Raw genomic sequence first — 25,197 nt, forward strand, 5'->3', positions numbered from 1 at the left:
TTCCTACCTCCACGCTGAGTCGATGATTCACCACACAGCGTGTCCGGCATGTCCCTAACCTGGCCAGATACGGCGGTCCAACAACCCGATGTGTGAGACGAGGAGTTGCCCATGCCCGGCTCCAGGGACCTCGACCCGTCCTCCTCCCCCCGGGCCCTCCTGGGCGCGGAACTCCGCCACGCCCGTGAGAAGGCCGGCCTGAGCCAGGAGGAACTGGGCCAACGGCTGTTCGTGAGCGGGTCGTTCATCGGCCAGCTGGAGGCGGGGACACGGAGGCTACAGGCGGAGTACGCCCGTTTACTGGACGAGGAGTTGGGGACGGGGGATTTCTTCTCGCGGAACTGTGGGGCGGCGGCGAAGTCGAAGTATCCGGAGCACTTCGCGGAGGCGGCGGAGGCGGAGGCCCGGGCCACGGCTATCAGGGAGTTCGCATCGATGCTGATCCCCGGCCTGCTCCAGACCCCCGCCTACGCCCGCGCAGTGTGCCGCGCGTATCAGCCGACGGCACCGGATGAGGAGATCGAGAAGAGGGTGGCCACCCGTATGGAGCGGACCCACATCCTCGACGATCCAACAAAGCCCTTGTTGTGGGCCGTCATTGACGAGTCGGCGTTGCGCCGGGTGACGGGCGGGCCGCATGTGATGGCGGAGGCTCTGCGCCACATCATCGACCTGGCCCGCCGCAGCCGGACCATCGTGCAGGTGCTGCCGTTCGATGCGGGGGCGCACCCCGCCATGCAAGGGTGCGTCAAGCTGATGGACTTCACCGACGCGCCTCCGCTGGCATACCTGGAAGGCGTCGGCACCGGGCGACTGGACGACGACCCCGCCACCGTCGCGGAGTACCGCTTCTACTACGAGTTCCTCGCTGCCTCCGCACTCTCGCCGAAGAAGTCTCTAGCCCTGCTCGAAGCGATGACGCAGGATTACGACCATGAGGAACATGCCTGAGTGGTACAAGTCCAGCTACAGCGGCGGGAGCGGCGACAACTGCCTGGAAGTCACCCGGGCAATCCCTGATGTCATCCCGGTTCGCGACTCCAAGAACCCCGAAGGCCCGAAGCTCGTGTTCCGGGCCACCGCCTGGTCCGCTTTCGTCGAGAACCTCAAGGACGAGACGGCCTGAGCTTCGGGATCCGGGCTTCGAGCCCTCTTTTCAAGGAACGGGTGGAGGGACTCAACCCGCCCTCCCACCCGGAGAGTTGACGTGACGCCGCCGGTTTGCCACGGACAGTCACCCGCCTCTGACGTTCCTGGACAAGCAACAGCCCCCGCCCGGTGCGCCAACACCTGCGGGGGCTTAACCATCGAGATCGAAAGCAGTCGATCCCATGGCTGACGCCAACTTTAGTGCCGGCATCCCTTCTGCGCACCCGATGGCCAACCCGGGCTACGGCAAACGCACGACACCCAGCCAACCCCCGTGCGCACAACACGACTTCAGTCACCTCCCGCCCCGCGAAGCCGCCATCGCCGCCTACGTCGACCGGCTCCCCGACGGCGCGCACATCTCGGTGAAGACGCTGGCCAAACAGCTCCCGTACGGCCAGTGCGCCCTCGGCACCGCCCTCAACCGCATCCAGCAGGCGGGCCACCTGCGCCGCGGCCGGGAGTGCATCACGGCCGACGACGGCAGCTCCCGGTGGATCACCCGATCGTGGTGGTCCCGCACCGCACGGGATGACGACTGGTGGGCCGCCTTCACCCGCGGCGACGTACCGCGGCAGGCGGCACGCCCCACCCGCTCCCGGGCTCACATCCTCCTGGCCGCCCTCGGCCGCACGGCACCCGTGCTGTCCCTCTCCGAGGCGGACTGCGCGACGCTCGCTCCCCTCGTGGCGGACTGGTTCGAACGGGGCGCCTCGGAGAACGACGTCCTGCGTGCGCTCACGGCCGGCCTGCCGACGCCCGTCCATCACCCCGCCGCCTTGGTCCGCACCCGCCTGACCAGCAAACTCCCGCCCCCACCCGCCCCACGCCCACCCCTGAGGATCCTGGAGTGCGCGAACTGCGGCGCCCCGGGCCGTCCGGAAACCCTGCCAGGAGGGCGTTGCAGCGCCTGCCGGGGCGAACACGCCCCCGCGCAACCCGCTGCACCCCTTTCCGCCCCCGCGGTCCACGACCACGCGGCCCAGATCCGCGTTGCGATGTCCCTGCGCCGCCGCGGTGACGCCGACTGAGGACAATGGACCCATGAACCACGCCCAGCTGACCGCCCTAGGCCGCGCCCTCCGGCTCCTCGGGGAGCACGGCGAAGCACTCTCCGCCGACACGCCGGACGCCAAGCTGCACGAGGTCAAGGCCGATCTGAAGCGCGCGCTGGACCTGCTGGAGGACAGCGTCACGACGGCCGCGCCCAGTACCCGCTGTCCCGAGCATCCGAACGGCCCCGTCGACGAGGCCGCGCCCGATCTGTGCCTGCTGTGCGAGACGCGGCGCAGGGCGGCCCGCCGGGCGGAATTCAACGGCCCCGCCCCCCAGCAGCCGCCCGCCGAACCCGCGCCCTCCCGCTACGGCGTGCGGGGCGACCGCCCCCAGCCCCAGCAGCGCTGGCTGGCGGAGCTGTGGAACGGCCAGGCCTGGCAGCTGTGCGGCACCCCGCGCCGGGACCGCCGCGAGGCGGAGTTGTTCATCGCGGCCCAGCGCAAGGCTCCCCGGGCCGCGATGGCGTACCGCCTGGTGCACGAGTTCACCGACTACGAGGTGCTGCGGGTGTGGGGGACACCCGTGCGGGTCGACATCGAGCCGATGGGCAACCACTAGCCCCTACAGCAGCGGCAGGGGCAGGAACGCGTACCCCTCCCACAGTCGCCGCGACGCCTCCTCCGGGTACGCCCGTACCTCCGGCTCGGCGTCCAGCACCTGCACCAGCCGCCGCTCGTCGTACGCCGGCCAGCCCGGGTCGCCCGAGCGCGCGAAGGACGTCCAGGACGCGCGAAAACGCGACGACAGCGAGAGCGCCTCGGCGGGCGGCTCCGCGCCCCCGAACAGCAGCAGCCCCAGATCTGCCCCGTACGTACCGAACAGCAGCGGGATGTCCAGGGCGTGGCAGGCGCCGAGCGCGCCACCGGCGCCCGGGGCCGGCCAGGTCAGTTCGTAGACGTGGGCCCGTCCGCCGCCCGCGCGCTGCGCCTCGGCCAGATGCAGGGAGGGCATGCCGAACAGCCAGTCCGTCTGGACGCGTTCGTACAGCTCGGACGGTGAGGCCTCGGGGAAGGCCGCGCGGTAGGCCTGTTCGCCGTCGGGGCCGGGGGCGAACAGACGCAGGGCCGCGGCGGCCCGCTCGTCCGGGATCTGCCCGAGCCGGCCGGCCATGGCCATGAACAGGCGGTATTCGTCGCGGTTGTGGCCGACGAGCAGCTCGATGTCCCGCGCGGAACCCGACGTCAGCGCCTGCCACGGGCTCGCCGGCAGCACCTCGCCGTCGACCACCGGCGCGAATGGTGTGACCGTCGGTGCCGCCTGGCCCCAGCGGTCGATGTACTGGGGCATCTTCGGGCCGAGCGTCTCGCCCGCCGAGGTCAGCTCGCGCGGGGCGATCGCCGACAGGTCGGCGACCGTGGGGCGCAGGCCCAGCTCCGCGGCGAGGGCCGTGCCGATGTCGCGGGCCAGGGCGTCGGAGAAGAACGTCCCCGGCACGCTCTGCGCGATCGCCCGGCCAAACAGCCCGGCCGCGCGCGGCATGGCGAGCAGCGAGGCGACCGAACCGGCGCCGGCCGATTCGCCGAAGACCGTGACCTGGCCGGGGTCGCCGCCGAAGGACACGATGTTGTCCCGCACCCACTCCAGCGCGGCCACCTGGTCGAGCAGTCCGCGGTTGGCGGGGGCTCCCTCGATGTGGGCGAAACCCTCCATGCCGAGGCGGTAGTTGAGGGACACGACGACGAGGTCGCCGTCGGCGGCGATGTGGCGGGCGTCGTAGCCGGGGCTGCCGGCGTGGCCGAGCTTGTAGGCGCCGCCGTAGATCCACACCATCACGGGGCGGTGCGCGTCCGGGTCGGGTTCGGGGGTCCAGACGTTGACCGTGAGCCAGTCGTCGCCCTGGGGCACGTCGATAAGACCGGGGCCGGCGATGGAGCCGAGGTCCTGCGGGGGCGGCGGGCCGAAGGCGTACGCGTCGCGTATGCCGTCCCAGGCGGGGGCGGGGCGCGGGGCCTGGAAGCGGGCCTCGCCCACCGGCGGTGCGGCGAAGGGGATGCCGCGGAAGACGGCGAGACCCTCCTCCCTCCGTCCGCGTACGGCGCCGGCGGTGGTGCGCACCACCGGGCCGGGCTGTTCGGAGGGGCCGCCCGCCGAGGGGCGGGAGTCGGTCGTCGTCACTGTGGTCTCCTCACGGGGTGCCGGCGAACAAGCGTCCGTTCAGTCTCCTTGACTGACGCAAGCGGATCCAGGCACCCCGTGCGCAGTGGGGTCAGCTGAGGGTCTTCAGCGCCGCCGGGCTGTACGGGGCCAGCTCCTCGAAGCGGCCGTCGAGGACCTTGCGGGCCCACTCGGGGTCCTGGAGCAGGGCGCGGCCGACGGCGACCATGTCGAACTCGTCGCGCTCGAAGCGGTCCAGGAGGTTGTCGAGGTCGCCGACCTCGGCGCCGTGGCCCTGGAAGGACTTGAGGAAGTCGTTGCCGTCCAGGCCGACCGAGCCGACGGTGATGGTGGGCTTGCCGGTGAGCTTCTTGGTCCAGCCGGCCAGGTTGAGGTCGGAGTCCTCGAACTCGGGGACCCAGTAGCGGCGGGTGGAGGCGTGGAAGGCGTCGACACCGGCGGCGGCCAGCGGCGCGAGGATGGACTCCAGCTCCTCGGGCGTCTCGGCGAGGCGGGCGCGGTAGGCCTCCTGCTTCCACTGGGAGAAGCGGAAGATGACGGGGAAGTCGGCGGAGACGGCCTCGCGGACGGCCGCGACGATCTCCTCGGACAGCTTGGCGCGGGCGACGCGGTCGCCGCCGTAGGCGTCGGTGCGGCGGTTGGTGCCCTCCCAGAGGAACTGGTCGAGCAGGTAGCCGTGGGCGCCGTGCAGTTCGACACCGTCGAAGCCGATGCGCTCGGCGGCGGCCGCGGCCTCGGCGAACGCGCCGATGACGGCGTCGATGTCGGCCTGCGTCATGACCTTGCCGGTGGGCTCGTCGGCGCCGATGCGCAGGCCGGAGGGGCCGACGGCCGGGGCGTCGGCGACCGGGGGCTCGCCCTGGTTGCGGACCATGCCGATGTGCCACAGCTGCGGCACGATCGTGCCGCCCGCGGCGTGCACCGCCTCGGCGACCTTCGCCCAGCCCGCGAGCTGCTCGTCGCCGTGGAAGCGCGGCACGCTGTCGCTCTGCCCGGCCGACTCGTGGCCGACGTAGGTGCCCTCGGTGACGATCAGGCCGACTCCGGCGGCGGCGCGGCGCGCGTAGTACGACACGACGTCCTCACCGGGCACACCGCCGGGGGAGAACATGCGGGTCATCGGCGCCATCACGATCCGGTTCGGAACGGTCAGGCCGCCCAGCGACAGGGGCCGGGACAGGATTGCGGCGGCGCGGGAAGCGGAGGCGGCGACAGTCACGTGAGGGCTCACTTTCGGATACCGGGGGGTATGTGCATACGCATGGGATCGACCTAACCTTCAACCATCCGGCCCGGCCCCGCCATCCCACCCCCGCTGTGATCCCGGACACGCCACTCCCCGCCCGGGGCCGGCACGGCACGACCCCCGGGCACGCCGAAGGGCGGCACCTCCTGCCGGAACAGGAAGTGCCGCCCTCGGTACGGACGTTGATCAACCCTCAGGTCGATCAGAAGTCCATGTCACCGCCCGGCATGCCGCCGCCGGCCGGCGCGGCGGCCTTCTCCGGCTTGTCGGCGATGACGGCCTCGGTGGTGAGGAACAGCGCGGCGATGGAGGCGGCGTTCTGAAGGGCGGAACGCGTCACCTTCGCCGGGTCGATGATGCCCTCGGCGATCATGTCGACGTACTCACCGGTCGCGGCGTTCAGGCCGTGGCCGACGGTGAGGTTGCGGACCTTCTCCACGACGACGCCGCCCTCGAGACCACCGTTGACGGCGATCTGCTTCAGCGGGGCCTCCAGCGCGAGCTTCACGGCGTTGGCGCCGGTCGCCTCGTCACCGTCGAGCTCCAGCTTCTCGAAGACCTGGGAGGCCTGCAGCAGGGCCACGCCACCACCGGCGACGATGCCCTCCTCGACGGCCGCCTTGGCGTTGCGCACGGCGTCCTCGATGCGGTGCTTGCGCTCCTTGAGCTCCACCTCGGTGGCGGCACCGGCCTTGATGACCGCGACACCGCCGGCGAGCTTCGCCAGGCGCTCCTGCAGCTTCTCGCGGTCGTAGTCCGAGTCGCTGTTCTCGATCTCGGCGCGGATCTGGTTGACACGGCCCTGGACCTGGTCGGCCGAGCCGGCACCGTCGACGATGGTGGTCTCGTCCTTGGTGATGACGACCTTGCGGGCCTTGCCCAGCAGGTCGAGCGTGGCGTTCTCCAGCTTGAGGCCGACCTCCTCGGAGATCACCTCGCCGCCGGTGAGGATGCCGATGTCCTGCAGCATCGCCTTGCGGCGGTCGCCGAAGCCCGGGGCCTTGACGGCGACGGACTTGAAGGTGCCGCGGATCTTGTTGACGACCAGGGTCGACAGGGCCTCGCCCTCGACGTCCTCGGCGATGATCAGCAGCGGCTTGCCGGACTGCATGACCTTCTCGAGGAGCGGCAGCAGGTCCTTGACGTTGCTGATCTTCGAGTTGGCGATCAGGATGTACGGGTCGTCGAGGACGGCCTCCATACGCTCCATGTCGGTGGCGAAGTACGCCGAGATGTAGCCCTTGTCGAAGCGCATACCCTCGGTGAGCTCCAGCTCCAGACCGAAGGTCTGGGACTCCTCGACGGTGATGACGCCTTCCTTGCCGACCTTGTCCATGGCCTCGGCGATGAGCTCGCCGATCTGGGTGTCGGCGGCGGAGATGGAGGCCGTGGAGGCGATCTGCTCCTTGGTCTCGACGTCCTTCGCCTGCTCCAGCAGGGCGGCGGAGACGGCCTCGACGGCGCGCTCGATACCGCGCTTGAGGGCCATGGGGTTGGCACCGGCGGCTACGTTGCGCAGGCCTTCCTTGACCAGGGCCTGGGCGAGAACGGTCGCGGTGGTCGTACCGTCACCGGCGACGTCGTCCGTCTTCTTGGCGACTTCCTTGACCAGCTCGGCGCCGATCTTCTCGTACGGGTCCTCGAGCTCGATCTCCTTGGCGATGGAGACACCATCGTTGGTGATCGTGGGCGCGCCCCACTTCTTCTCGAGGACGACGTTGCGGCCCTTGGGGCCGAGCGTCACCTTGACGGCGTCCGCGAGCTGGTTCATGCCGCGCTCGAGGCCGCGCCGCGCCTCCTCGTCGAACGCGATGATCTTGGCCATGTGAAGTGGTCCCTCCAGGACTGGGGGTGATTACTTCGGACCGCGCCCGCGCCCGCGACGGACGGCTCGCTTGCCTCGTGGGTTCCTTCCCCACCCGGCCTGCGGGCCTCACCGACCCGGTCCTTACGTTGTCACTCTCACCTTCAGAGTGCTAACGCAATGATTAGCACTCGGGCATGGCGAGTGCAAGCGCCTCCCGGGGATCGGGCGGTGGCGTCAGCCCCCGGCGAACACCCCCCGGCACCCGCTGCGAGCAGGCCGAAGGGCCCGCACCCCGGGGGGTACGGGCCCTTCTGAGAAGACCGGTCGTTCGAGCGTTGGTCGTGGTGCGCGTTCAGGCAGAGACGCGAACCATGTCGGCCTGCGGCCCCTTCTGACCCTGCGAGATCTCGAACTCGACCCGCTGGCCCTCTTCAAGGGTGCGGTAGCCGTCCATCTGGATCGCGCTGTAGTGGACGAAAACATCCGCACCACCGTCGACCGCGATGAAGCCGTACCCCTTCTCCGCGTTGAACCACTTGACGGTGCCCTGAGCCATGCCTAACTCCCCTATTACTGGCCCTTGCACAGATCCACACTTCGCGGACCCGGGTCAGACCTCACCCCCCACGGTTGGGGGCGTGCGCCGGAACGCGTCGACCGCGGCTGAATGTATCTGTCCAACTGCCGTCTGCAACAGGTCAATCGGACGAGAATTCAGGACGCGCGGGGTCCGGAATGTGGGGAGCATTCGCCCGATTTCAGGGCAAGTCGGGCCACACAAAGGGAACAAAAGCCTCAAAAGACATGCACACTTTGGCTACATCTTGTCGGGCTCGAAGCAGGAACTCAGGGTTCCGATCAACGGATCGGGATCGCGTTCCCCAACTGTACCCCGCTCAACCACACAGAATTGCCCCCTCCGTTTCTCTCACGGAGGGGGCAATTCGATAAACTCTCAGTGACTGTCGTTACCGAAGGTAACAATCAGGTCGGCCGGTCGGTTCAGCCACCCGCGACGGCGGGAATGATCGACACACCGGCACCGTCCGGCGTCGCCGTCTCCAGACCCTGCTCGAAGCGCACGTCGTCGTCGTTGACGTACACGTTGACGAACCGGCGCAGCTTGCCCTGGTCGTCGAGCACCCGGGCGGCGATCCCGGTGTGGTTCTTCTCCAGATCGGCGATGACCTCCCCGAGATTCGCCCCCTCGGCGGCGACCTCGGCCTGCCCGCCGGTGTAGGTGCGCAGGATGGTGGGGATGCGAACGGTGACGCTCATCGGAACATGACCTCCGGTTTTGTTGAAGCTACGGCTGGGGCGCACCCTCAGGGGCGCGGGGAACTGCGCGACCAGCCCCCACCGGCCCGCAGCGAACAACGATCAGACGAGCCCGGCATCCCGGAACGACTCCAGGTTGGGCCGAATGGTCGCGGTGAGCCCCGTGCCCGCCACCGCGTCCAGCGTCTTCAGACCGTCCCCGGTGTTGAGCACCACCGTCGTCTTCGACGGATCCAGCAGCCCGCTCTCGATCAGCTTCTTGGTGACACCCACGGTCACCCCACCGGCGGTCTCCGCGAAGATCCCCTCGGTCCGCGCAAGGATCTTGATCGCGTCGACGACCTGCTCGTCGTTCACGTCCTCCACCGCCCCACCGGTCCGCCGCGCGATGTCCAGCACGTACGGCCCGTCCGCCGGGTTGCCGATCGCGAGGGACTTGGCGATGGTGTCCGGCTTCTGCGGACGGACGACGTCGTGCCCGGCCTTGAACGCCGTCGACACCGGCGAGCAGCCCTCGGCCTGCGCACCGAAGATCTTGTACGGCTTGTCCTCGACCAGACCGAGCTTGATCAGCTCCTGCAGACCCTTGTCGATCTTCGTGAGCTGCGAGCCGGAGGCGATCGGCACCACGAGCTGGTCCGGCAGCCGCCAGCCGAGCTGCTCGCAGATCTCGTACGCCAGGGTCTTGGAACCCTCCGCGTAGTACGGCCGCAGGTTGACGTTGACGAAGCCCCAGCCCTCACCGGCCGGGTCGCCGATCAGCTCGGAGCAGAAGCGGTTCACGTCGTCGTAGTTGCCCTCGATGCCGACGAGCTCGCCGCCGTAGACCGCGGCCATGACGACCTTGCCCTGCTCCAGGTCGTGCGGGATGAACACGCAGGAGCGGAAGCCGGCGCGGGCCGCGGCGGCGCCCACCGCACCGGCGAGGTTGCCGGTGGAGGAGCAGGAGAGCGTGGTGAAACCGAAGGCGCGGGCGGCCTCCAGGGCCTGGGCGACGACCCGGTCCTTGAAGGAGTGCGTCGGGTTGCCGGAGTCGTCCTTGACGAACAGCTTGCCGGCGTCGACACCCAGCTCGCGTGCGAGGTTGTCGGCCTTGACGAGCTTGGTCCAGCCGGGGTTGATGTTCGGCTTGTCCGCCACGTCGGCCGGGACCGGCAGCAGCGGGGCGTAGCGCCAGATGTTCGCGGGGCCCGCTGCGATGCGCTTGCGGAGCTCTTCGGTGTCGTAGCCCGAGAAGTCGTAGGCGATCTCCAGCGGGCCGAAACACTCCTCGCACGCGAAGACCGGGCCGAGGGGTACGCGGTGACCGCACTCGCGGCAGCTGAGGGCAGCCGCGGGACCGAGGTCTACGGTGGAGTCAGTGGTGCTTGCAACAGTCTGCACAGCCATGTGAGGCGAGGCCCTTTCTCCTCATCTTCCTCACGACGCATCTCGCCGTGAGACGGATTTGGCACCTTCCCTAGCCGGGAGCCTCGCGAAGTGGTCGACAGCGACCTACGAGTACCGACTGGAGGGTTGCCGGGGCTTCATCGGGCCGTTTCCCTCTGCCCCTCTGGATGAGCTGTATGCGGTTGTAAAGGCGGGTGACCCCGGACATGCGATGGTCATCCGCGTTGTTCAAGACTGTAACCGACGACCAGGACAGTTGAGATAGTCGTCCGAACCGCGAGATGGATCACTCCGTCCCGCCCGGAGCACGCAGAGGAGCCGCACGGTGCTGGAAGAAGTCGAGCGCTGGCTGAGCACCCGTTCCTGGTCCGCGAACGATCGCCCCCTCCACCAGATCCTCGCAGCGAAGCAGCGCACGGGCCAGACGGTCAGTGTGGTGCTGCCCGCGCTGAACGAGGAGGAGACGGTCGGCGACATCGCCTCCGTCATCCGCCACGACCTGATGCTGCAGGTCCCGCTCGTCGACGAGCTGGTCGTCGTCGACTCGGGGTCGACCGACCGCACCGCGGAGGTCGCCGCCGCCGCGGGCGCGCGCGTGGTGCACCGGGACGTGATACTCCCGCGCCTGCCAGCCGTGCCCGGCAAGGGCGAGGTGCTGTGGCGCTCACTGCTGGTCACCCGCGGGGACATCGTCTGTTTCGTCGACGCGGACCTCAGGGACTTCTCGTCCGGCTTCGTCTCGGGGATCGTGGGCCCGCTGCTCACGGACCCGGACGTGGACCTGGTGAAGGCCATGTACGACCGCCCGCTCGGCGGCGCCACCGGGCAGGGCGGCCGGGTCACCGAGCTGATGGCCCGCCCGCTGCTCAACATGCACTGGCCGCAGCTGGCCGGCTTCGTGCAGCCGCTCGGCGGCGAGTACGCGGCCCGCCGCTCCCTGCTGGAGCAGCTGCCCTTCCCGGTCGGGTACGGCGTCGAGCTGGGCATGATGGTCGACGCGCTGCACCTGGCGGGGCTGGACGCCCTCGCCCAGGTGGACGTGGGGGTGCGCAAGCACCGGCACCAGGACGGGCAGGCGCTGGGCCGGATGGCCGCCGCGATCTACCGCACGGCCCAGCTGCGGCTGGCCCGCGGGCACCTGATCCGGCCGTCCCTGACCCAGTTCGAGCGGGGCACGGACGGCTTCGAGCCGAGGACCTACTCCGTGGACACCGAGGAGCGTCCGCCGATGGTGGAGATCTCCGAGTACCAGGCCCGGAAGGCTGCCTGACCGGGGCCGTTTTCGGCCGGGCGCGGCAGATCCGCACGTTTGAGCGTTTCGGGGCCGGGCTAGGTTGAGGCTTATGGCTTCAACGTACGGTGCTGCACAGGTGCTGGTGGCCTCCAACCGTGGCCCGGTCTCGTACACGGTGGGAGCGGACGGTTCGCTGGACGCCAAGCGGGGCGGCGGCGGGCTGGTGTCCGGGCTCTCCGCGATCGGCTCGGACGCGGACGCGCTGTGGGTGTGCTCGGCGCTCTCCGACGGCGACCGGGAGGCGGTGGGGCGCGGCGTCGGCGAGGACGGCGTGCGGATGCTGGACATCCCGCCCGACGTGCACGCCGACGCGTACAACGGCATCGCCAACTCGGTCCTGTGGTTCGTGCACCACATGCTCTACCAGACGCCCCTGGAGCCCGTCTTCGACGCGGAGTTCCGGCGGCAGTGGGCGTCCTACGAGGCGTACAACCGGGCGTTCGCCGAGGCGCTGGCCGAGGAGGCGGCGCAGGGCGCGGCGGTCGTGGTGCAGGACTACCACCTGACGCTGGTGCCGGGCATGCTCCGCGAGCTGCGGCCCGACCTGCGCATCGGGCACTTCTCGCACACGCCGTGGGCGCCGCCGGAGTACTTCCGGATGCTGCCCGACGACGTGGCCGGGCAGGTGCTGCGCGGCATGCTCGGCGCGGATCGGCTGGGCTTCCTGACCGAGCGCTGGGCGGAGGCGTTCACCGCGTGCGCCGAGCGGTTCGCGGGCGGGCTCGGCGGCACCCGGGTCGGGGTGCACGGCCTCGGCGCCGACGCCGACTTTCTGCGCAAGCGGGCCCACGAGCCGGACGTCGAGGAGCGGATCACCGCGCTGCGGCAGGAGATCGGCGAGGGCCGCCGCACCATCGTCCGCGTGGACCGCACCGAACTGTCCAAGAACATCGTGCGCGGCATGCTGGCCTACCGCAGGCTGCTGGAGACCCACGCCGAGTGGCGCGAGCAGGTGGTGCACGTCGCCTTCGCCTACCCCTCCCGGCAGGACCTCGCGGTGTACCGGGACTACACGGCCGAGGTGCAGCGGCTCGCGGACGAGATCAACGCCGAGTACGGCACGCCGGGCTGGAAGCCGGTCGTGCTGCACGTCAAGGACGACTTCGCGCGCTCGCTGGCCGCCTACCGGCTGGCCGACGTGGCCCTGGTCAACCCGATCCGCGACGGCATGAACCTCGTCGCCAAGGAGGTCCCGGTGGTGTCCGACGCGGGCTGCGCGCTGGTGCTGTCCCGGGAGGCCGGGGCGCACGAGGAGCTGGGCGAGGACGCGATCACCGTGAACCCTTACGACGTGACGGGCACGGCGGCGGCCCTGCACGAGGCGCTGTCGATGCGCCCGGAGGAACGCGCCGAACGCAGCAAGCGCCTGGCCGCCGCGGCGACGGCCCTGCCACCGGCGCGGTGGTTCCTGGACCAGCTCGACGCGTTGAGGGGCTGAGGGCCGAATGAGCAGCCTTCCCACCCCAGCCACCAAGGCCGGGCAATACGGCCTCGACGCCCTCCTCGCGCAGCCCGGCAAGGCCCTGATCGCGCTGGACTTCGACGGGACGCTCGCGCCGATCGTGGCCGACCCCGAGCAGGCCCGGGCCCATCCACAGGCGCTGGGCGCACTGGCGGCGCTCGCCCCGAAGGTCGCCGCCATCGCGGTGATCACCGGCCGGCCCGCCGACGTCGCCGTACGCAACGGCGGCTTCGCGAACGTGCCCGGCCTCGGGCACCTCGTCGTCCTCGGGCACTACGGCGCCGAGCGGTGGGACGCCCGCAGCGGCGAGGTCACCGCGCCCGCGCCGCACCCCGGCGTCGACGCCGTCCGCGCCGAACTGCCCGGGCTGCTCGAAGGGAGCGACGCCTGGGTGGAGGACAAGGGCCGGGCGGTGGCCGTGCACACCCGCCGGGCCGCCGACCCGCAGGCCGCCTTCGAGGCCCTGCGCGAGCCGCTCACCGCCCTGGCGACCCGGCACGGCCTGATCGTCGAGCCCGGCCGCATGGTCCTCGAACTGCGCCCGCCCGGCATGGACAAGGGCGTGGCCCTGATCGACCACGCCCGGGAGATCGGCGCCGGCTCGGTCCTCTACGCCGGCGACGACCTGGGCGACCTGCCCGCCTACGCCGCGGTGGACACCCTCCGCACGACCGGCACCCCGGGCCTGCTGGTGTGCAGCGGCAGCGACGAGGTGACCGAGCTGCGCGAGCGGGCGGACGTGGTGGTGGACGGCCCGGAGGGGGTTGTGGACCTACTGACGGCCTTGGCGGACCGGATGGGCTGAAGGGTCACGCCCTTCAGGGGCGCGGGGAACTGCGCGAACAACCACGACGCACCCGCACCCCGCGGCGGCCAGAAGCCCCCGCCCCTCACCGCTCAGACCGACGCCGCTCCCGAACCCGCCGCAGCCGATTCACCGTCACAGGATCATGCGCCAACGCCCGAGCATCATCCAGCAGCGCATTGAGCAGCTGGTAGTAGCGAACAGGCGCGAGCCCCAGCTCCTCACGTATCGCCCGCTCCTTCGCACCGGGCCCGGAGAACCCCCGGCGTTCGAGCGCGAGAATGTCCCGCTCCCTGCGCCCGAGCCCCTGCTCACCCGTGTCCTCGTCCATGCACGGCACCGTAACGCCCCCCACCGACAGCACAGCGAAGCTACTCCGCGCTCTCCGCCCGGGTCGCCTCGGCCTGGAGGTGGCCCAGGACGCCCGACGGGCTGCCGCCGGGCGCGACGGCCTTGCCGATCTGCTGCTTGACCCGGGCACTGACATCGGCCCAGGAGGTCTTGCCGACCGGGTAGAGCTCGGAGGCCAGCAGCTCCTCCAGGAACGGCTTGAGGTGCCGGTCCTCCTCGGAGGAGGCCATCGTGCCGGACGCGGACGTGGTGACCGGCAGCAGGTCGTACTCGCGCGAGAAGGCCAGCACGTTCTTCTCGCTGTAGACGAAGTCGAGGAAGCCCCCCACCTGGTCGCGGTGGCCGTTCTTGCGGAACGCGGTCATCCAGTCGGAGACGCCCAGCGTGGACCGGCTCGGGCCCTCGTGGCCCGGGGTGGGCACCATCCCGTACTTGACGCCCTGCTTCGCGGCGATCTTCATCAGCGAGGGGTGGCCGTTGAGCATGCCGACCTCGCCCTTGGCGAACGCCGCGAACGCCGCCGCCCGGTTGAGCTGCCCCGGCGCGACCGGCCCGGTCAGGCCCTTGCCGACCAGGTCGTTCTTCAGCCACGAGAAGGTGTCGATGTTCTCCGGGGAGTCGATGCCGTAGCTGTCGGCGCCGTCGGTGTAGCCGCCCCCGCCGCTGAGCATCCACTGCATGGTCTCGGCCTGCGCCTCCTCCGGGCCGAGGGGCAGCGCGTACGGGTACTTCACGCCCTTCGCCTTGAGGGCCTCGGCGTCCTCGGCCAGGTCGTCCCAGGACTCGGGCGGGGTGATGCCGGCCTTGGCGAAGAGGGACTTGTTGTAGAAGAGCACGCGGGTGGAGGCGGCGAACGGCATGCCGTACTGCACGCCCTTCACCTGGCCCGCGGAGGCCAGCTGCCCCACGAAGTCGGCCTGCACGGGTATGGAGAGCAGGTCGTCGGCCTTGTAGAGCTGGTTCTCCGCCGCGTAGTCGGCGTAGGCGCCGATCTGCGCCATGTCCGGCGGGTCACCGGCGGCGACCATCTCCCGGACCTTGCGGTCGACGTCGTTCCAGGAGTAGACGCTGACGTCGATCTCGACGTCGGGGTGGTCGGCCTCGTACTCCTCGGCGAGCTTGTCCCAGTACTTCTTGGAGCTGTTGGCCGCGCTGTCGCCGTAGTCGGCGGCGACCAGCTTCAGGGTCACGTCGGCCGAGCCGCCCGTGAGTCCGCAGCCGCCGAGGACCGCCGTCATGCCCAGTGCGGACACCACCGCGATCGTTCCTGCCATCCGCCGCCGCTGCACCGCTGTTCTTCCCCAACCCCGGCGTCACCGCCGCCGAAAGATTTCGATATCCGGAACAAGGTCTACACCACGTGAGTGGACTAGACCTCTTGCGGGTCCCCGGGTCACACTGTCCCCGTGAAACATGTCATCGCCCTCGACGTGGGCGGCACCGGGATGAAGGCCGCCCTGGCGGGTCCGGGGGGCGAGGTGCTGCACCGGGCCCGCCGGGCCACCGGACGTACCCAGGGGGCGGACGCCGTCGTCGCGGGCATCCTCGACTTCGCCGCCGAGCTGCACGCCCACGGCGCCGAGCGGTTCGGCACGCCCGCGTCCGCCGCCGGCGTGGCCGTCCCGGGCATCGTCGACGAGGCGGACGGCGTCGCCGTCTACGCGGCCAACCTCGGCTGGCGGGACGTCCCCCTGCGCGAGCTGCTGGAGCAGCGGCTGGGCGTCCCCGTCGCCCTCGGGCACGACGTGCGCACCGGCGGCCTCGCCGAGGGCCGGGTCGGCGCGGGCCGGGGTGCGGACCGGTTCCTGTTCGTGGCGCTGGGCACCGGCATCGCGGGCGCCATCGGCGTCGACGGCCGGGTCGAGGCGGGCGCGCACGGCTTCGCGGGCGAGATCGGCCACATCGTCGTCCGCCCCGGCGGCGCCCTCTGCCCGTGCGGACAGCACGGCTGCCTGGAGCGCTTCGCCTCGGCGGCGGCCGTGAGCGAGGCGTGGGCCACGGCCTCGGGCGACCCGGGCGCCGACGCCGCCGACTGCGCGAAGGCGGTGGACTCCGGCGACCCGACGGCCCGGGCGGTCTGGCACCAGGCGATCGACGCTCTGGCCGACGGGCTGGTCACGGCCCTGACCCTGCTGGACCCCCGCGTCCTGATCATCGGCGGCGGCCTGGCGGAAGCGGGAGAGACCCTGTTCACGCCGTTGGGGGAAGCGATCCGCAGCCGCATCACCTTCCAGAAACAACCGACACTCGTCCCGGCGGCGTTGGGCGACAGTGCAGGTTGTCTCGGCGCGGGCCTACTGGCCTGGGATCTTCTGGCATCGACCGACCGCATGGAGGTAACGCCCTGATGACGGATGCCCCAGGGGCGCGGGGAACTGCGCGACCAGCCACATCCCACCCGCACCCCGCCACATCGGGAACGCCCACGGTCCTCACCGGCGCGACAGTGGTACTCCCCACCGGATCCGTCGAAAACGGCCAGGTGGCCATCGAGGGCACCCACATCACCCGATCGGCACCGGATAACGCCCAGGTCATCAACGCCGCCGACCACTACGTCATCCCCGGTTTCGTCGACCTGCACAACCACGGCGGCGGCGGAGCCTCCTTCACCTCCGGCACGGTCGACGACGTTCTCAAGGGCATCCACACCCACCGCCTGCACGGCACGACCACCCTGGTCGCCTCCACCGTCACCGGCGACATGGACTCCCTCACCCATCGCGCGGGGCTGCTGAGCGAACTCGCCGAGCAGGGCGAGATCGCCGGCGTCCACTTCGAGGGCCCGTTCATCTCCCCGTGCCGCAAGGGCGCCCACTCCGAGGCCCTCCTGCGCGACCCGCACCCCGCCGAGGTCCGCAAGCTGGTCGACGCGGCCCGGGGCCGGGCGAAGATGCTCACACTGGCCACCGAACTGCCCGGCGGCCTCGACTCCGTACGCCTCCTCGCCGACCAGGGCGTGATCGCGGCGATCGGCCACACGGACGCCACGTACGAGCAGACGGTGCAGGCCATCGACGCGGGCGCCACCGTCGCCACCCACCTCTTCAACGCGATGCCGCCGCTCGGCCACCGCTCCCCCGGCCCGATCACCGCGCTGCTGGAGGACGACCGGGTCACGGTCGAGCTGATCAACGACGGCACGCACCTGCACCCCGCCGCGCTGCGACTGGCGTTCCGTCACGCGGGCGCGGACCGGGTCGCGTTCATCACGGACGCGATGGACGCGGCCGGTTTCGGCGACGGACGCTACTGGCTGGGCCCGCTGGAGGTGGAGGTCGCGGACGGCGTGGCCCGTCTGGTGGAGGACGGCACAATCGCCGGCTCGACCCTCACCCTGGACCGCGCCTTCAAGCGGGCGGTCACCGTCGACGGCCTCTCCGTCGAGGACGCGGTGACGGCCCTGTCCGCCACCCCGGCCCGCCTCCTCGGCATGGCCGACACGATCGGCTCACTGGAGCCCGGGAAGTACGCCGACCTGCTGATCCTGGACTCCGCGTACGAGGTGAAGGGCGTGATGCGCCGGGGCGAATGGGTGGTCGGTCCCCAACTGGAATGATCCGTCCCGCAGTCGGGAGACGGTGGCCGACTCCAGGACTGGGCCGACCGCCGTCTCTTTGGCATGATCGGACTACCTGCACGTTCATGTCGGCACGCACATCGGGGGAGGTCGGCCCGGTGATCCTCACGGTCACGCTGAACACCGCTCTCGACATCACCTACCGCGTTCGGTCCCTCCGGCCGCACGCCTCCCACCGCGTCTCCGAGGTGACGGAACGCCCCGGCGGCAAGGGCGTCAACGTGGCCCGGGTGCTGGCGGCGCTCGGGCACGAGGTGACGGTGACGGGATTCACGGGCGGGGCGACGGGCCGGGTCGTGCAGGAGAGACTCGCGGCGGTGCCGGGCGTGGTGGACGCGCTGGTGCCGCTGTCCGGGACGACCCGGCGCACCATCGCCGTGGTGGACGAGCGCACCGGCGACACGACCCAGCTGAACGAACCGGGCCCGACGGTCACGCCCGCCGAGTGGTCGGCCTTCCAGGAGGCCTACGAGGACCTGCTGCCCTCCGCCTCCGCGGTGGCCCTGTGCGGCAGCCTGCCGCCGGGGGTCCCGGTGGGCGCGTACGCGGGCCTGATCCGCACGGCCCGCTCCTTCTCGGTCCCGGTCCTGCTGGACACGAGCGGCGAGCCCTTGCGCCGGGGGGTCGCGGCCCGCCCCGACATCATCAAGCCCAACGCCGACGAACTGGCGGAATTGACCGGCTCCCACGACCCCCTGCGCGCCACCCAGGACGCCCGCCGCCGGGGCGCGTCCGCGGTGGTGGCGTCCCTGGGCCCCGCAGGCCTCCTGGCAGCCACCCGCGAGGGCCGCTGGCAGGCCACCCCACCGGCCTCTGTACGAGGCAACCCCACAGGCGCCGGCGACGCGGTGGTGGCGGGCCTGCTGTCGGCCTCGGCCGAACACCTCCCCTGGCCGGACCGGCTGGCCCGGGCCATCGCCCTCTCGGCGGCGACGGTGCTGACGCCGGTGGCGGGGGAGTTCGACCGTGAGGCCTACGAGGAGCTGCTGGAAAGGGTGACGGTCTCGGGAGAGGTCAGCGCGGCTTGAGCGGAGCCGTCACTTCTTCAGCCAGAGCTGGTCGAGAACCGCGTCACACTGGTTGCCCTCGTTGCAGGCGATCTCGATCGTGTTGGTGCCCTTGGTCAGGTTGACGTTGGACCACGTCTCCTGCCAGCCCTTTTCCCAGTCGCCCTTGGGCAGACCGGCGAAGTTCTTCATGTTGACGGGCCGGTCCTGGGTGTCGCCGTTGACCACCAGCGTGGCGTTGGCGTCCACGCCGGGGATGCCGTAGCGCACGTAGAGGCGGTAGCTGCCTGCCTTCTCGATGCCGTCCACCGTCCAGGTCACCTTGGCACCGACCTGATTGAAGCCCGTCACGTAGACGCCGCCGTCGGCCTTCGCGCCCTTGAAGTCCGACGCCGTCGTCAGGCCGGGGCTGAGCCGCAGGGCCTTCGCGTCGACCTCCGGGAGGTCCTTCTGGGCCGCACCGGCCTTGGTGCTCGAGGGGCTCGGCTTCGACTCCTCGGACTGGGTCGGGCTGGTGCCCACCTCGTCGGACGCCTTGTCCTTGTCCTTGTCGCCGCCCATCATGGCCACGCCGATGCCGACGACGACCGCCGCGACCACCGCGATCGCGCCGATCAGCAGGCCCTTGGTGTTCGGGCCGCGGCCACCCCGGCCGCCACCGCCACCGCCGGACGGCATCTGCTGCTGCGCGGTCTGCGCACCGCCGGGCAGCGTCTCCGGCGCGGCGTAGTGCGCGTTCGGCTGGCTGTAAGAGGCCTGCTGCGGGACCTGACCGTACGGCGCCGTCTGCGCGTGCTGCGGCTGCTGGCCGTACTGGCGGGTGCCGACCGCCCTGACCCGGCTGACCGAGTTCGGGTAGCCGTAGCCCCCGGACGGCGGCTGGGCTCCGTTGGCCTGCCCGTCGGCGTAGAGATAGCCGAACGGGTCGTCGTCCTCGGGCGTGCTCGCGCCGTTGTTGCCGGGCGTCATCCCTTGGTCTCCTCAGTCAGGTGCGGTGCATGCGGTACTTGGGTGAGTAAGCGAGCCTACCCGCTCCCGGAGACCCAAACGGGTGACTCAGACCGCATCAACTCGCTGACCTGGGCTTCACCCGGCGCGTCTGTGTTGTTTGGGACGAGATCGTTTCTCGACGTACATCCGCTCGTCAGCGGATTTCAACACTTCGTCCGCCGTCATTCCACAGTGTGCCCATCCGATGCCGAAGCTGGCCCCGACCCGGACGGCCCGCCCCTCGGCGCGGATCGGCTGGATGATCTCGTTGCGCAGCCGGACCGCGAGGTCCTGCGCGTCGGCCCGGCCGAGCCCGTCGGCCAGGATGACGAATTCGTCGCCCCCGAGCCGGGCCACGGTGTCCCCGTCACGCACACCGTTGCTCAGCCGCCGCGCGACCTCGATGAGAACCGCGTCACCCGCGTTGTGCCCGAACCGGTCGTTGATCGACTTGAAGCCGTCGAGGTCGCAGAAGAGCACGGCGAGGCCCTTGGTGCCGTCGTCGTGGGCCCCGTCCGGGGCGACGGTGTGCACGTGGTGGTCGTAGGCGTCGAACGGCTCGGCGCCCTGCCGGAAGTCGAAGCCGGGCCCGGCCACGTCGAACGCCGCGTGGCCGTAGGCCGCGTCGACGGATTCCACCGCGCTGTGCGGGGACGACGCGCGTTGACAGAGCCGCGAGGACAGCCGGGAGCGCAGCTCCGCGGAGTTCGGCAGGCCGGTGAGCGAGTCGTGCGAGGCGCGGTGGGCGAGCTGGAGCTCGCGGCGCTTGCGCTCCTCGATGTCCTCGACGTGGGTGAGGAGGAAGCGGGGCCCGTCGGCGGCGTCCGCGACGACGCTGTTGCGCAGCGACACCCACACGTACGTGCCGTCCCGGCGGCCCAGGCGCAGCTCCGCGCGTCCGCCCTCCGCCGAGGTGCGCAGCAGGGTGCCTATGTCCTCGGGGTGGACCAGGTCGGAGAACGAGTAGCGGCGCATCGCGGAGGCGGGGCGGCCCAGCAGCCGGCACAGCGCGTCGTTGGTGCGCAGGATCCGGCCGTGCTGGTCGCCACCCATCTCGGCGATGGCCATGCCGGACGGCGCGTATTCGAACGCCTGCCGGAAGCTTTCCTCGCTCGCCCGCAGGGCCTGCTGCTCGCGCTCCAGGCGGACGAGGGCACGCTGCATGTTGGCGCGCAGCCGGGCGTTGCTGATGGCGATGGCGGCCTGGAAGGCGTACATCTGGAGCGCCTCACGGCCCCACGCCCCGGGCCGGCGGCCGTTGCGCGGGCGGTCCACGGAGAGCACGCCGATCAGTTCGCCGCCCGCCGCGCTGCCCTGCGGGCCCGGCGCGTACATGGGGGCGAAGAGGCGATCGGCCGGGTGCCACTCGTCCTCGAAGCGGGGGGCGGGGCCGTCGGTGTACCACTGCGGGACGTCGTCGTCGTCGAGGACCCAGCCCTCGGTGTGCGGTATGAACACCAGGTCACCCCAGTGCTCGCCCATGCCGAGCCGGCGTTCCCAGGAATCGCGCGAGCCGACCCGGCCGGTGATGAGGGCCTCGGCGGCGGGGTTCCCGGCGAAGGCGGCGACGACGAGGTCGCCGTCCGGCCGTACGAGGTTCACGCACGCCAGCTCGTACCCGAGGGCGGTGACGACGCCCTCCGCGACGGTCTGCAGTGTGTCCGCCAGGCTGCGGGCCGTGTTCATGTCGGCCATGACCTGGTGCAGTTGTCGCAGGGACGCAAGACGGACGTAGGGCTCCGACTCGGTCTCCATGCTCGCCCTCCCCCCGAGTACTCGCAGCGATTCAAGGGTCTCGTCGGCGTATCGCCCTGGCAGCTTCCCCGCCACTGAATCACAGCGCGCTGCTCACTCGGTACACAGGGTCAACAATTCCTGCCCCTTGTGACTCAAGTCACAGGCAAAGCTGAACAATTGAGTGGAGTTTCTGCGTTCTTCACCTGCGGCTACCGAACGCAAAGTTTGTCGGATTGCGCGCGTGTTTTTCCCGGGTGCCCCTGCTCCCTGCCGGTGCCCCCTCCGCGACCGCGTATGTCCGTCGGTGGTCCTAAGACCGTGATCGGGCGGGAGTCCGATGCGGGCCCCGCGGGACGGAGATTAGCGTTCCGGGTGTGCCGAACACACCCGCTGCCACGTCCCCGATCATTCCGTCGCCCGCCTCCGGGCATGCTGAGGGGGTGAGCAACGACGAGTTCCGCGCCGCCATGGCCCGGCTGGCCTCGGGCGTGGTCCTGGTGACCGCGCAAGAGCCGCCGCTCGACCCGGACGACCCCACGGCGCCGGGCGGCGAGGACGTGGGCATGACGGCCACGGCCTTCATGTCGGTGTCCCTGGACCCGCCCCTGGTACTGGTGAGCCTGCGCGAGGGCTCCCGCATGGACGAGCTGCTGGAGGAGCAGGACCTGTGGGCGGTCTCGGTGCTGTCCGAGAGCCAGCGGCACATCGCGGGCCGCTTCGCGATGAAGGGCCGCGTCAGCGACCGGCTGTTGTTCGCCGACATCCCGTACACGCGCGGCGAGTACACCGACGCCCCGCTGGTCGGCGGCGCCCTGGCCGTCCTGGAGTGCCGCACCGAGCAGCGCGTGGCCGCCGGTGACCACACGCTGGTGATCGGCCGCGTCCTGACCGCCCGCGTACCGAGCGCGGAGGGCGGCCCCCTGACGTACTTCCGCGGCCGCTACCGTCAGTTGGGCTGAACGGCCCCGGGACGGACGCTCAGCAGAAGCCATCGGCCGGGGGCGGAGCGTGCGCCGCAGAGATCTCGGCCGAGGCCGAACGCGGCCGCAGAACGAGACCAGTGGAGGCCAGACGGTGGGGGTGCTGGAGCTCAGCCCCAGTCCCGAGCTGAGCGCCCCTGCTTGGTCTGCGAGCGCTGCTTCTTCTCCCGCAGCCGGCGCTCGTTGATGCCCCGGGGGATCCGGGTGGGCTTGCGGGGCTTGGGCGGGGGCGCGGTGGCCTCGGCCAGGAGCGCGGCGAGGCGTACGGCGGCGGCCTCGCGGTTGCGCCACTGGGAGCGGTGCTCGGAGGACCGCACGGTGACGACCCCGTCGACCAGCCGCCCGGCCAGCCGCTCCAGGGCCCGCTGCTTCCACACCGCGGGCAGTGCCTCGGTCTTCGCCAGATCGAAACTCAGCTCGACCTTCGAGTCGCTGGTGTTGACGTGCTGCCCGCCCGGCCCCGACGACCGCGAGAAACGCCACATGAGCTCGGCCTCGGGCAGGGAGACGGAGCCGCGGATGACGTGGTGACCGGACATGCCGTCCATGTTCCCGCTTCTGTCCCGTCCACGTCATCCCAATAATCGCGGGTAGAGAAAGTAAAGGAGCTGGAACCCTGCGTACCCCTCTCCGCGTTCATGGGGATAGCTGTAGCTTCGGTGCCGCAGCTTCTCCGCCGCATGTAAACGAGGGAAGGGACTCCCAACAATGGCTGTAAGCCTGTCCAAGGGTGGCAACGTCTCGCTCACCAAGGAGGCTCCGGGCCTGACCGCCGTCACCGTGGGCCTCGGCTGGGACGTCCGCACCACCACCGGCACGGACTTCGACCTCGACGCCTCGGCGATCGCGGTCAACACGCAGGGCAAGGTCTACTCGGACGCCCACTTCGTCTTCTTCAACAACAAGCAGACGCCGGACAACTCCATCGTGCACACCGGCGACAACCGCACGGGCGAGGGCGCCGGCGACGACGAGGCGATCAACGTCAACCTCGCCGCCCTCCCGGCGGACATCGACAAGATCGTCTTCCCGGTCTCGATCTACGACGCCGAGACCCGCAGCCAGAACTTCGGCCAGGTCCGCAACGCCTACATCCGCATCGTCAACCAGGCCGGCGGCGCCGAGATCGCCCGCTACGACCTGTCGGAGGACGCGGCGACGGAGACGGCCATGGTCTTCGGCGAGCTCTACCGCAACGGCGCCGAGTGGAAGTTCCGCGCGGTCGGCCAGGGCTACGCCTCGGGCCTGGTCGGTATCGCCCAGGACTTCGGCGTGAACGTCTGACACACGCCTGAGCACTGCGCAAAACCCCCCGGGCCGGACAACCGGCCCGGGGGCTCCCCCCAGGGGCGCGGGGAACTGCGCGAACAGCCACAGCCCACCCGCACCGGACAAGGCACGCCGGCCCCTGCGGCGTGGGCCCTCGGCCACCAGGTCATCGACCATCGTGAGGATCTGCGGCACGGGCGCCCCTGCGCGGTCCTGCGCAAGGACCTGTCCACGCCCTGAGGCCTTCAGGCGCGCTCCGGCTTGCCGTCCCCGTAGAGCCACTCGTCCCACACCGGCCGGAGGTCGTCCCCGGGCGCCTGCTTCTCGACGAACCCCGTGAAGTCGGCCGTGTCGGCGTTGCCGTACCGGTACCGCGCCGCCCACTCCCTGAGGATCGGGAAGAACCGCTCGTCCCCGACGGCCTGCCGCAGTTTCTGGAGCACCATCGCCCCCCGCCAGTACACCGGCGGGTCGGTGATCCGGGCGGCGCTCGGCGGGTCGGCCGGGGGGAACTCCCAGATCTCCTCCGCCGCCTCCTCGGTGTCGAAGTGCTCACCCGAGTACACCGCGTCGAACATCTCCTGCGCGGTGCGTCCGCCGTGGTCCTCCTCCCACAGCCACTCCGCGTACGTGGCGAAGCCCTCGTTGAGCCACATGTCCCGCCAGCTCTCGGGGGTGACGGAGTCGCCGTACCACTGGTGGGCGAGTTCGTGGACGAGGAGCGGGAGGTCGGGGGCACCGGGGAACACCGGGCGGCTCTGGGTCTCCAGGGCGTAGCCGACGGAGGGCGCGCTGTCGACGATGGCCCCGGTGGTGGCGAAGGGGTACGGCCCGAACCGCCGCTCGGCCCACCGCAGCACCTCGGGAAGCCGCCCGAGCACGGGCCGGCTCGCCGCCGCCTCGGCCGGGTCGACGGCCGTGTACACGGGCAGGTCACCGGCCCGGGAGCGGCTGATGTCGAAGCGGCCGATGGCGAGGGTCGCGAGGTAGCTCGCCATCGGCTCACCGGTGTGCCACACGGACGTCGTACGCCCCCGCGCGGTCGTCTCGCTCCGCAACTCCCCGTTGGACACGGCCCGCAGCCCCTTCGGCACGGTCACCGTGAGGTCGTACGCCGCCTTGTCGGAGGGGTGGTGGTTGCCGGGGAACCATGCCATCGACCCCGTCGGCTCGCCCAGCGCGAGCGTCCCGTCCGCGGTACGCAGCCAGCCCTCCTCGGAGCCGTCCGGGTCGGTGACGGTCTCGGGCGTCCCGGAGTAGCGGACGGTCACACGGAACGTCTCGTCCCGCTCGATGTCGTCGTGCGGCCGGACGGTGAGCTCCTGCCCCGCGCGGTTCCAGCGGGCGATCCGGGAGCCGACGGTGACCTTCTCGACCTCCATGCCGAGGAGGTCGAGGTTGAAGGCGGAGAGGTCCTCGGTGGCCCGGGCGGTGAGGACGGCCGTGCCGGTGAGGCGGTGGGCGCCGGGGTCGTAGCCGAGGCGCAGGCCGTAGTGGCTGACGTCGTAGCCGCCGTTGCCCGCCTTCGGGAAGTACGGGTCGCGGACGCCGGAGCCGCCCGGGGCGCCGTGCACCCCGCCGCCGCACGCGGTGAGGACGAGAGCCGAGACCACGAGGGTGGCTGCGGGGAGGCGGGTGGTTACGGCGAGCGGGGGGACAAGTCGTGCAGAACGGGCCACGAC

General features: G+C 70.9%; 24 protein-coding genes and 1 riboswitch. Of the genes, 12 read left to right on the forward strand and 12 right to left on the reverse strand.

The genetic code is table 11. From position 1 onward, the window contains the following. Window positions 1–111: 111 nt before the first annotated feature. From ACFZDI_RS26495 to ACFZDI_RS26510, 4 genes are all read left to right on the forward strand, one after another. Complete coding sequence (locus ACFZDI_RS26495) at window positions 112–951, forward strand: Scr1 family TA system antitoxin-like transcriptional regulator (protein WP_391253739.1); 840 nt, start codon at window positions 112–114, stop codon at window positions 949–951. Then, window positions 944–1,126, forward strand: a complete 183-nt coding sequence (locus ACFZDI_RS26500) for a DUF397 domain-containing protein (protein ID WP_372486701.1) — start codon at window positions 944–946, stop codon at window positions 1,124–1,126. The genes ACFZDI_RS26495 and ACFZDI_RS26500 overlap by 8 nt, the downstream gene beginning before the upstream one ends. Before the next feature lie 250 nt (window positions 1,127–1,376). Further along, window positions 1,377–2,180, forward strand: a complete 804-nt coding sequence (locus ACFZDI_RS26505; RefSeq protein ID WP_391253741.1) for a hypothetical protein — start codon at window positions 1,377–1,379, stop codon at window positions 2,178–2,180. Window positions 2,181–2,193: 13 nt separating this feature from the next. Continuing rightward, window positions 2,194–2,763, forward strand: coding sequence for a hypothetical protein (locus tag ACFZDI_RS26510; RefSeq protein WP_391253743.1), 570 nt, complete (start codon window positions 2,194–2,196; stop codon window positions 2,761–2,763). Between the two features lie 3 nt (window positions 2,764–2,766). Here ACFZDI_RS26510 and ACFZDI_RS26515 read toward each other — a convergent pair whose 3' ends face one another. From ACFZDI_RS26515 to thrC, 6 genes are all read right to left on the reverse strand, one after another. Then, complete coding sequence (locus ACFZDI_RS26515) at window positions 2,767–4,320, reverse strand: carboxylesterase family protein (protein WP_391253745.1); 1,554 nt, start codon at window positions 4,318–4,320, stop codon at window positions 2,767–2,769. 91 nt (window positions 4,321–4,411) lie between these two features. Beyond that, window positions 4,412–5,539 (reverse strand): NADH:flavin oxidoreductase, encoded by a 1,128-nt coding sequence (locus ACFZDI_RS26520; RefSeq protein ID WP_391253747.1) that lies wholly within the window; start codon window positions 5,537–5,539, stop codon window positions 4,412–4,414. A gap of 229 nt (window positions 5,540–5,768) precedes the next feature. Further along, a complete protein-coding gene (gene groL, locus ACFZDI_RS26525) occupies window positions 5,769–7,391 on the reverse strand; it encodes a chaperonin GroEL (protein ID WP_053672570.1) in 1,623 nt (540 codons plus the stop codon). A gap of 334 nt (window positions 7,392–7,725) precedes the next feature. Further along, window positions 7,726–7,929, reverse strand: a complete 204-nt coding sequence (locus ACFZDI_RS26530; protein ID WP_010035953.1) for a cold-shock protein — start codon at window positions 7,927–7,929, stop codon at window positions 7,726–7,728. Between the two features lie 446 nt (window positions 7,930–8,375). After that, the gene (locus ACFZDI_RS26535) at window positions 8,376–8,651 is read right to left on the reverse strand and encodes a MoaD/ThiS family protein (RefSeq protein WP_003991133.1); all 276 of its coding nucleotides are present in this window, start codon (window positions 8,649–8,651) and stop codon (window positions 8,376–8,378) included. A 102-nt stretch (window positions 8,652–8,753) separates the two neighbouring features. Then, entirely contained in the window at window positions 8,754–10,040 is a 1,287-nt protein-coding gene (gene thrC / locus ACFZDI_RS26540) for a threonine synthase (protein WP_234846559.1), read from the reverse strand. Window positions 10,041–10,058: 18 nt separating this feature from the next. Continuing rightward, window positions 10,059–10,214: riboswitch (SAM riboswitch) on the reverse strand. Window positions 10,215–10,365: 151 nt separating this feature from the next. Between thrC and ACFZDI_RS26545 the strand changes: the two genes are divergently transcribed. The 3 genes from ACFZDI_RS26545 (at window position 10,366) to otsB (ending at window position 13,601) form a co-directional block, all read left to right on the forward strand. Continuing rightward, window positions 10,366–11,310, forward strand: a complete 945-nt coding sequence (locus ACFZDI_RS26545) for a glucosyl-3-phosphoglycerate synthase (RefSeq protein WP_234846560.1) — start codon at window positions 10,366–10,368, stop codon at window positions 11,308–11,310. Window positions 11,311–11,383: 73 nt separating this feature from the next. Continuing rightward, on the forward strand, window positions 11,384–12,772 hold the full coding sequence (locus tag ACFZDI_RS26550; protein ID WP_391253751.1) for a trehalose-6-phosphate synthase: 1,389 nt from the start codon (window positions 11,384–11,386) through the stop codon (window positions 12,770–12,772). Between the two features lie 7 nt (window positions 12,773–12,779). Then, a complete protein-coding gene (otsB, locus tag ACFZDI_RS26555) occupies window positions 12,780–13,601 on the forward strand; it encodes a trehalose-phosphatase (RefSeq protein ID WP_391253753.1) in 822 nt (273 codons plus the stop codon). 85 nt (window positions 13,602–13,686) lie between these two features. Here the strand turns inward: otsB and ACFZDI_RS26560 are convergent, their stop codons facing one another. Beyond that, on the reverse strand, window positions 13,687–13,932 hold the full coding sequence (locus ACFZDI_RS26560; RefSeq protein WP_031110589.1) for a DUF3263 domain-containing protein: 246 nt from the start codon (window positions 13,930–13,932) through the stop codon (window positions 13,687–13,689). 40 nt (window positions 13,933–13,972) lie between these two features. Then, window positions 13,973–15,226, reverse strand: coding sequence for an extracellular solute-binding protein (locus tag ACFZDI_RS26565; protein ID WP_391253755.1), 1,254 nt, complete (start codon window positions 15,224–15,226; stop codon window positions 13,973–13,975). A gap of 132 nt (window positions 15,227–15,358) precedes the next feature. Between ACFZDI_RS26565 and ACFZDI_RS26570 the strand changes: the two genes are divergently transcribed. The 3 genes from ACFZDI_RS26570 (at window position 15,359) to ACFZDI_RS26580 (ending at window position 18,560) form a co-directional block, all read left to right on the forward strand. Then, window positions 15,359–16,300: an ROK family protein gene (locus ACFZDI_RS26570; protein WP_391253757.1), complete on the forward strand. Its 942-nt coding sequence runs from the start codon at window positions 15,359–15,361 to the stop codon at window positions 16,298–16,300. Beyond that, entirely contained in the window at window positions 16,300–17,511 is a 1,212-nt protein-coding gene (nagA, locus tag ACFZDI_RS26575) for an N-acetylglucosamine-6-phosphate deacetylase (protein ID WP_391253759.1), read from the forward strand. The genes ACFZDI_RS26570 and nagA overlap by 1 nt, the downstream gene beginning before the upstream one ends. A 119-nt stretch (window positions 17,512–17,630) precedes the next feature. After that, window positions 17,631–18,560: a hexose kinase gene (locus tag ACFZDI_RS26580; protein WP_391253902.1), complete on the forward strand. Its 930-nt coding sequence runs from the start codon at window positions 17,631–17,633 to the stop codon at window positions 18,558–18,560. A 9-nt stretch (window positions 18,561–18,569) separates the two neighbouring features. Here the strand turns inward: ACFZDI_RS26580 and ACFZDI_RS26585 are convergent, their stop codons facing one another. Beyond that, window positions 18,570–19,508: a CBM35 domain-containing protein gene (locus tag ACFZDI_RS26585; RefSeq protein ID WP_234846566.1), complete on the reverse strand. Its 939-nt coding sequence runs from the start codon at window positions 19,506–19,508 to the stop codon at window positions 18,570–18,572. A 117-nt stretch (window positions 19,509–19,625) separates the two neighbouring features. Continuing rightward, a complete protein-coding gene (cdgB, locus tag ACFZDI_RS26590) occupies window positions 19,626–21,284 on the reverse strand; it encodes a diguanylate cyclase CdgB (RefSeq protein ID WP_234846567.1) in 1,659 nt (552 codons plus the stop codon). Between the two features lie 356 nt (window positions 21,285–21,640). On the opposite strand from cdgB, the gene ACFZDI_RS26595 reads away from it, so the two are divergent. After that, a complete protein-coding gene (locus tag ACFZDI_RS26595) occupies window positions 21,641–22,225 on the forward strand; it encodes a flavin reductase family protein (RefSeq protein ID WP_234846568.1) in 585 nt (194 codons plus the stop codon). A 131-nt stretch (window positions 22,226–22,356) separates the two neighbouring features. On the opposite strand, the gene arfB is transcribed toward ACFZDI_RS26595, so the two are convergent. Next, complete coding sequence (gene arfB / locus ACFZDI_RS26600; protein WP_234846569.1) at window positions 22,357–22,794, reverse strand: alternative ribosome rescue aminoacyl-tRNA hydrolase ArfB; 438 nt, start codon at window positions 22,792–22,794, stop codon at window positions 22,357–22,359. A 160-nt stretch (window positions 22,795–22,954) separates the two neighbouring features. Here arfB and ACFZDI_RS26605 point away from each other — a divergent pair, with 160 nt between their 5' ends. Continuing rightward, complete coding sequence (locus tag ACFZDI_RS26605) at window positions 22,955–23,530, forward strand: TerD family protein (RefSeq protein WP_234846570.1); 576 nt, start codon at window positions 22,955–22,957, stop codon at window positions 23,528–23,530. 230 nt (window positions 23,531–23,760) lie between these two features. On the opposite strand, the gene ACFZDI_RS26610 is transcribed toward ACFZDI_RS26605, so the two are convergent. Next, window positions 23,761–25,194 carry a M1 family aminopeptidase gene (locus ACFZDI_RS26610; RefSeq protein ID WP_391253763.1) on the reverse strand — a complete coding sequence of 478 codons (1,434 nt, stop codon included), beginning with the start codon at window positions 25,192–25,194 and terminating at the stop codon, window positions 23,761–23,763. Between the last annotated feature and the right edge of the window lie 3 nt (window positions 25,195–25,197).

This window comes from Streptomyces sp. NPDC007907, assembly GCF_042959365.1.
Lineage (GTDB): Bacteria > Actinomycetota > Actinomycetes > Streptomycetales > Streptomycetaceae > Streptomyces > Streptomyces indiaensis.

Bases quoted from the DNA above. Each gene is read 5' to 3' on its own strand.
- ACFZDI_RS26495 (WP_391253739.1), top strand. From the start codon at position 112: ATGCCCGGCTCCAGGGACCTCGACCCGTCCTCCTCCCCCCGGGCCCTC.
- ACFZDI_RS26500 (WP_372486701.1), top strand. From the start codon at position 944: ATGCCTGAGTGGTACAAGTCCAGCTACAGCGGCGGGAGCGGCGACAAC.
- ACFZDI_RS26505 (WP_391253741.1), top strand. From the start codon at position 1,377: ATGGCCAACCCGGGCTACGGCAAACGCACGACACCCAGCCAACCCCCG.
- ACFZDI_RS26510 (WP_391253743.1), top strand. From the start codon at position 2,194: ATGAACCACGCCCAGCTGACCGCCCTAGGCCGCGCCCTCCGGCTCCTC.
- groL (WP_053672570.1), bottom strand. From the start codon at position 7,391: ATGGCCAAGATCATCGCGTTCGACGAGGAGGCGCGGCGCGGCCTCGAG.
- ACFZDI_RS26530 (WP_010035953.1), bottom strand. From the start codon at position 7,929: ATGGCTCAGGGCACCGTCAAGTGGTTCAACGCGGAGAAGGGGTACGGC.
- ACFZDI_RS26535 (WP_003991133.1), bottom strand. From the start codon at position 8,651: ATGAGCGTCACCGTTCGCATCCCCACCATCCTGCGCACCTACACCGGC.
- thrC (WP_234846559.1), bottom strand. From the start codon at position 10,040: ATGGCTGTGCAGACTGTTGCAAGCACCACTGACTCCACCGTAGACCTC.
- ACFZDI_RS26550 (WP_391253751.1), top strand. From the start codon at position 11,384: ATGGCTTCAACGTACGGTGCTGCACAGGTGCTGGTGGCCTCCAACCGT.
- otsB (WP_391253753.1), top strand. From the start codon at position 12,780: ATGAGCAGCCTTCCCACCCCAGCCACCAAGGCCGGGCAATACGGCCTC.
- ACFZDI_RS26560 (WP_031110589.1), bottom strand. From the start codon at position 13,932: ATGGACGAGGACACGGGTGAGCAGGGGCTCGGGCGCAGGGAGCGGGAC.
- ACFZDI_RS26565 (WP_391253755.1), bottom strand. From the start codon at position 15,226: ATGGCAGGAACGATCGCGGTGGTGTCCGCACTGGGCATGACGGCGGTC.
- nagA (WP_391253759.1), top strand. From the start codon at position 16,300: ATGACGGATGCCCCAGGGGCGCGGGGAACTGCGCGACCAGCCACATCC.
- ACFZDI_RS26585 (WP_234846566.1), bottom strand. From the start codon at position 19,508: ATGACGCCCGGCAACAACGGCGCGAGCACGCCCGAGGACGACGACCCG.
- cdgB (WP_234846567.1), bottom strand. From the start codon at position 21,284: ATGGAGACCGAGTCGGAGCCCTACGTCCGTCTTGCGTCCCTGCGACAA.
- arfB (WP_234846569.1), bottom strand. From the start codon at position 22,794: ATGGACGGCATGTCCGGTCACCACGTCATCCGCGGCTCCGTCTCCCTG.
- ACFZDI_RS26605 (WP_234846570.1), top strand. From the start codon at position 22,955: ATGGCTGTAAGCCTGTCCAAGGGTGGCAACGTCTCGCTCACCAAGGAG.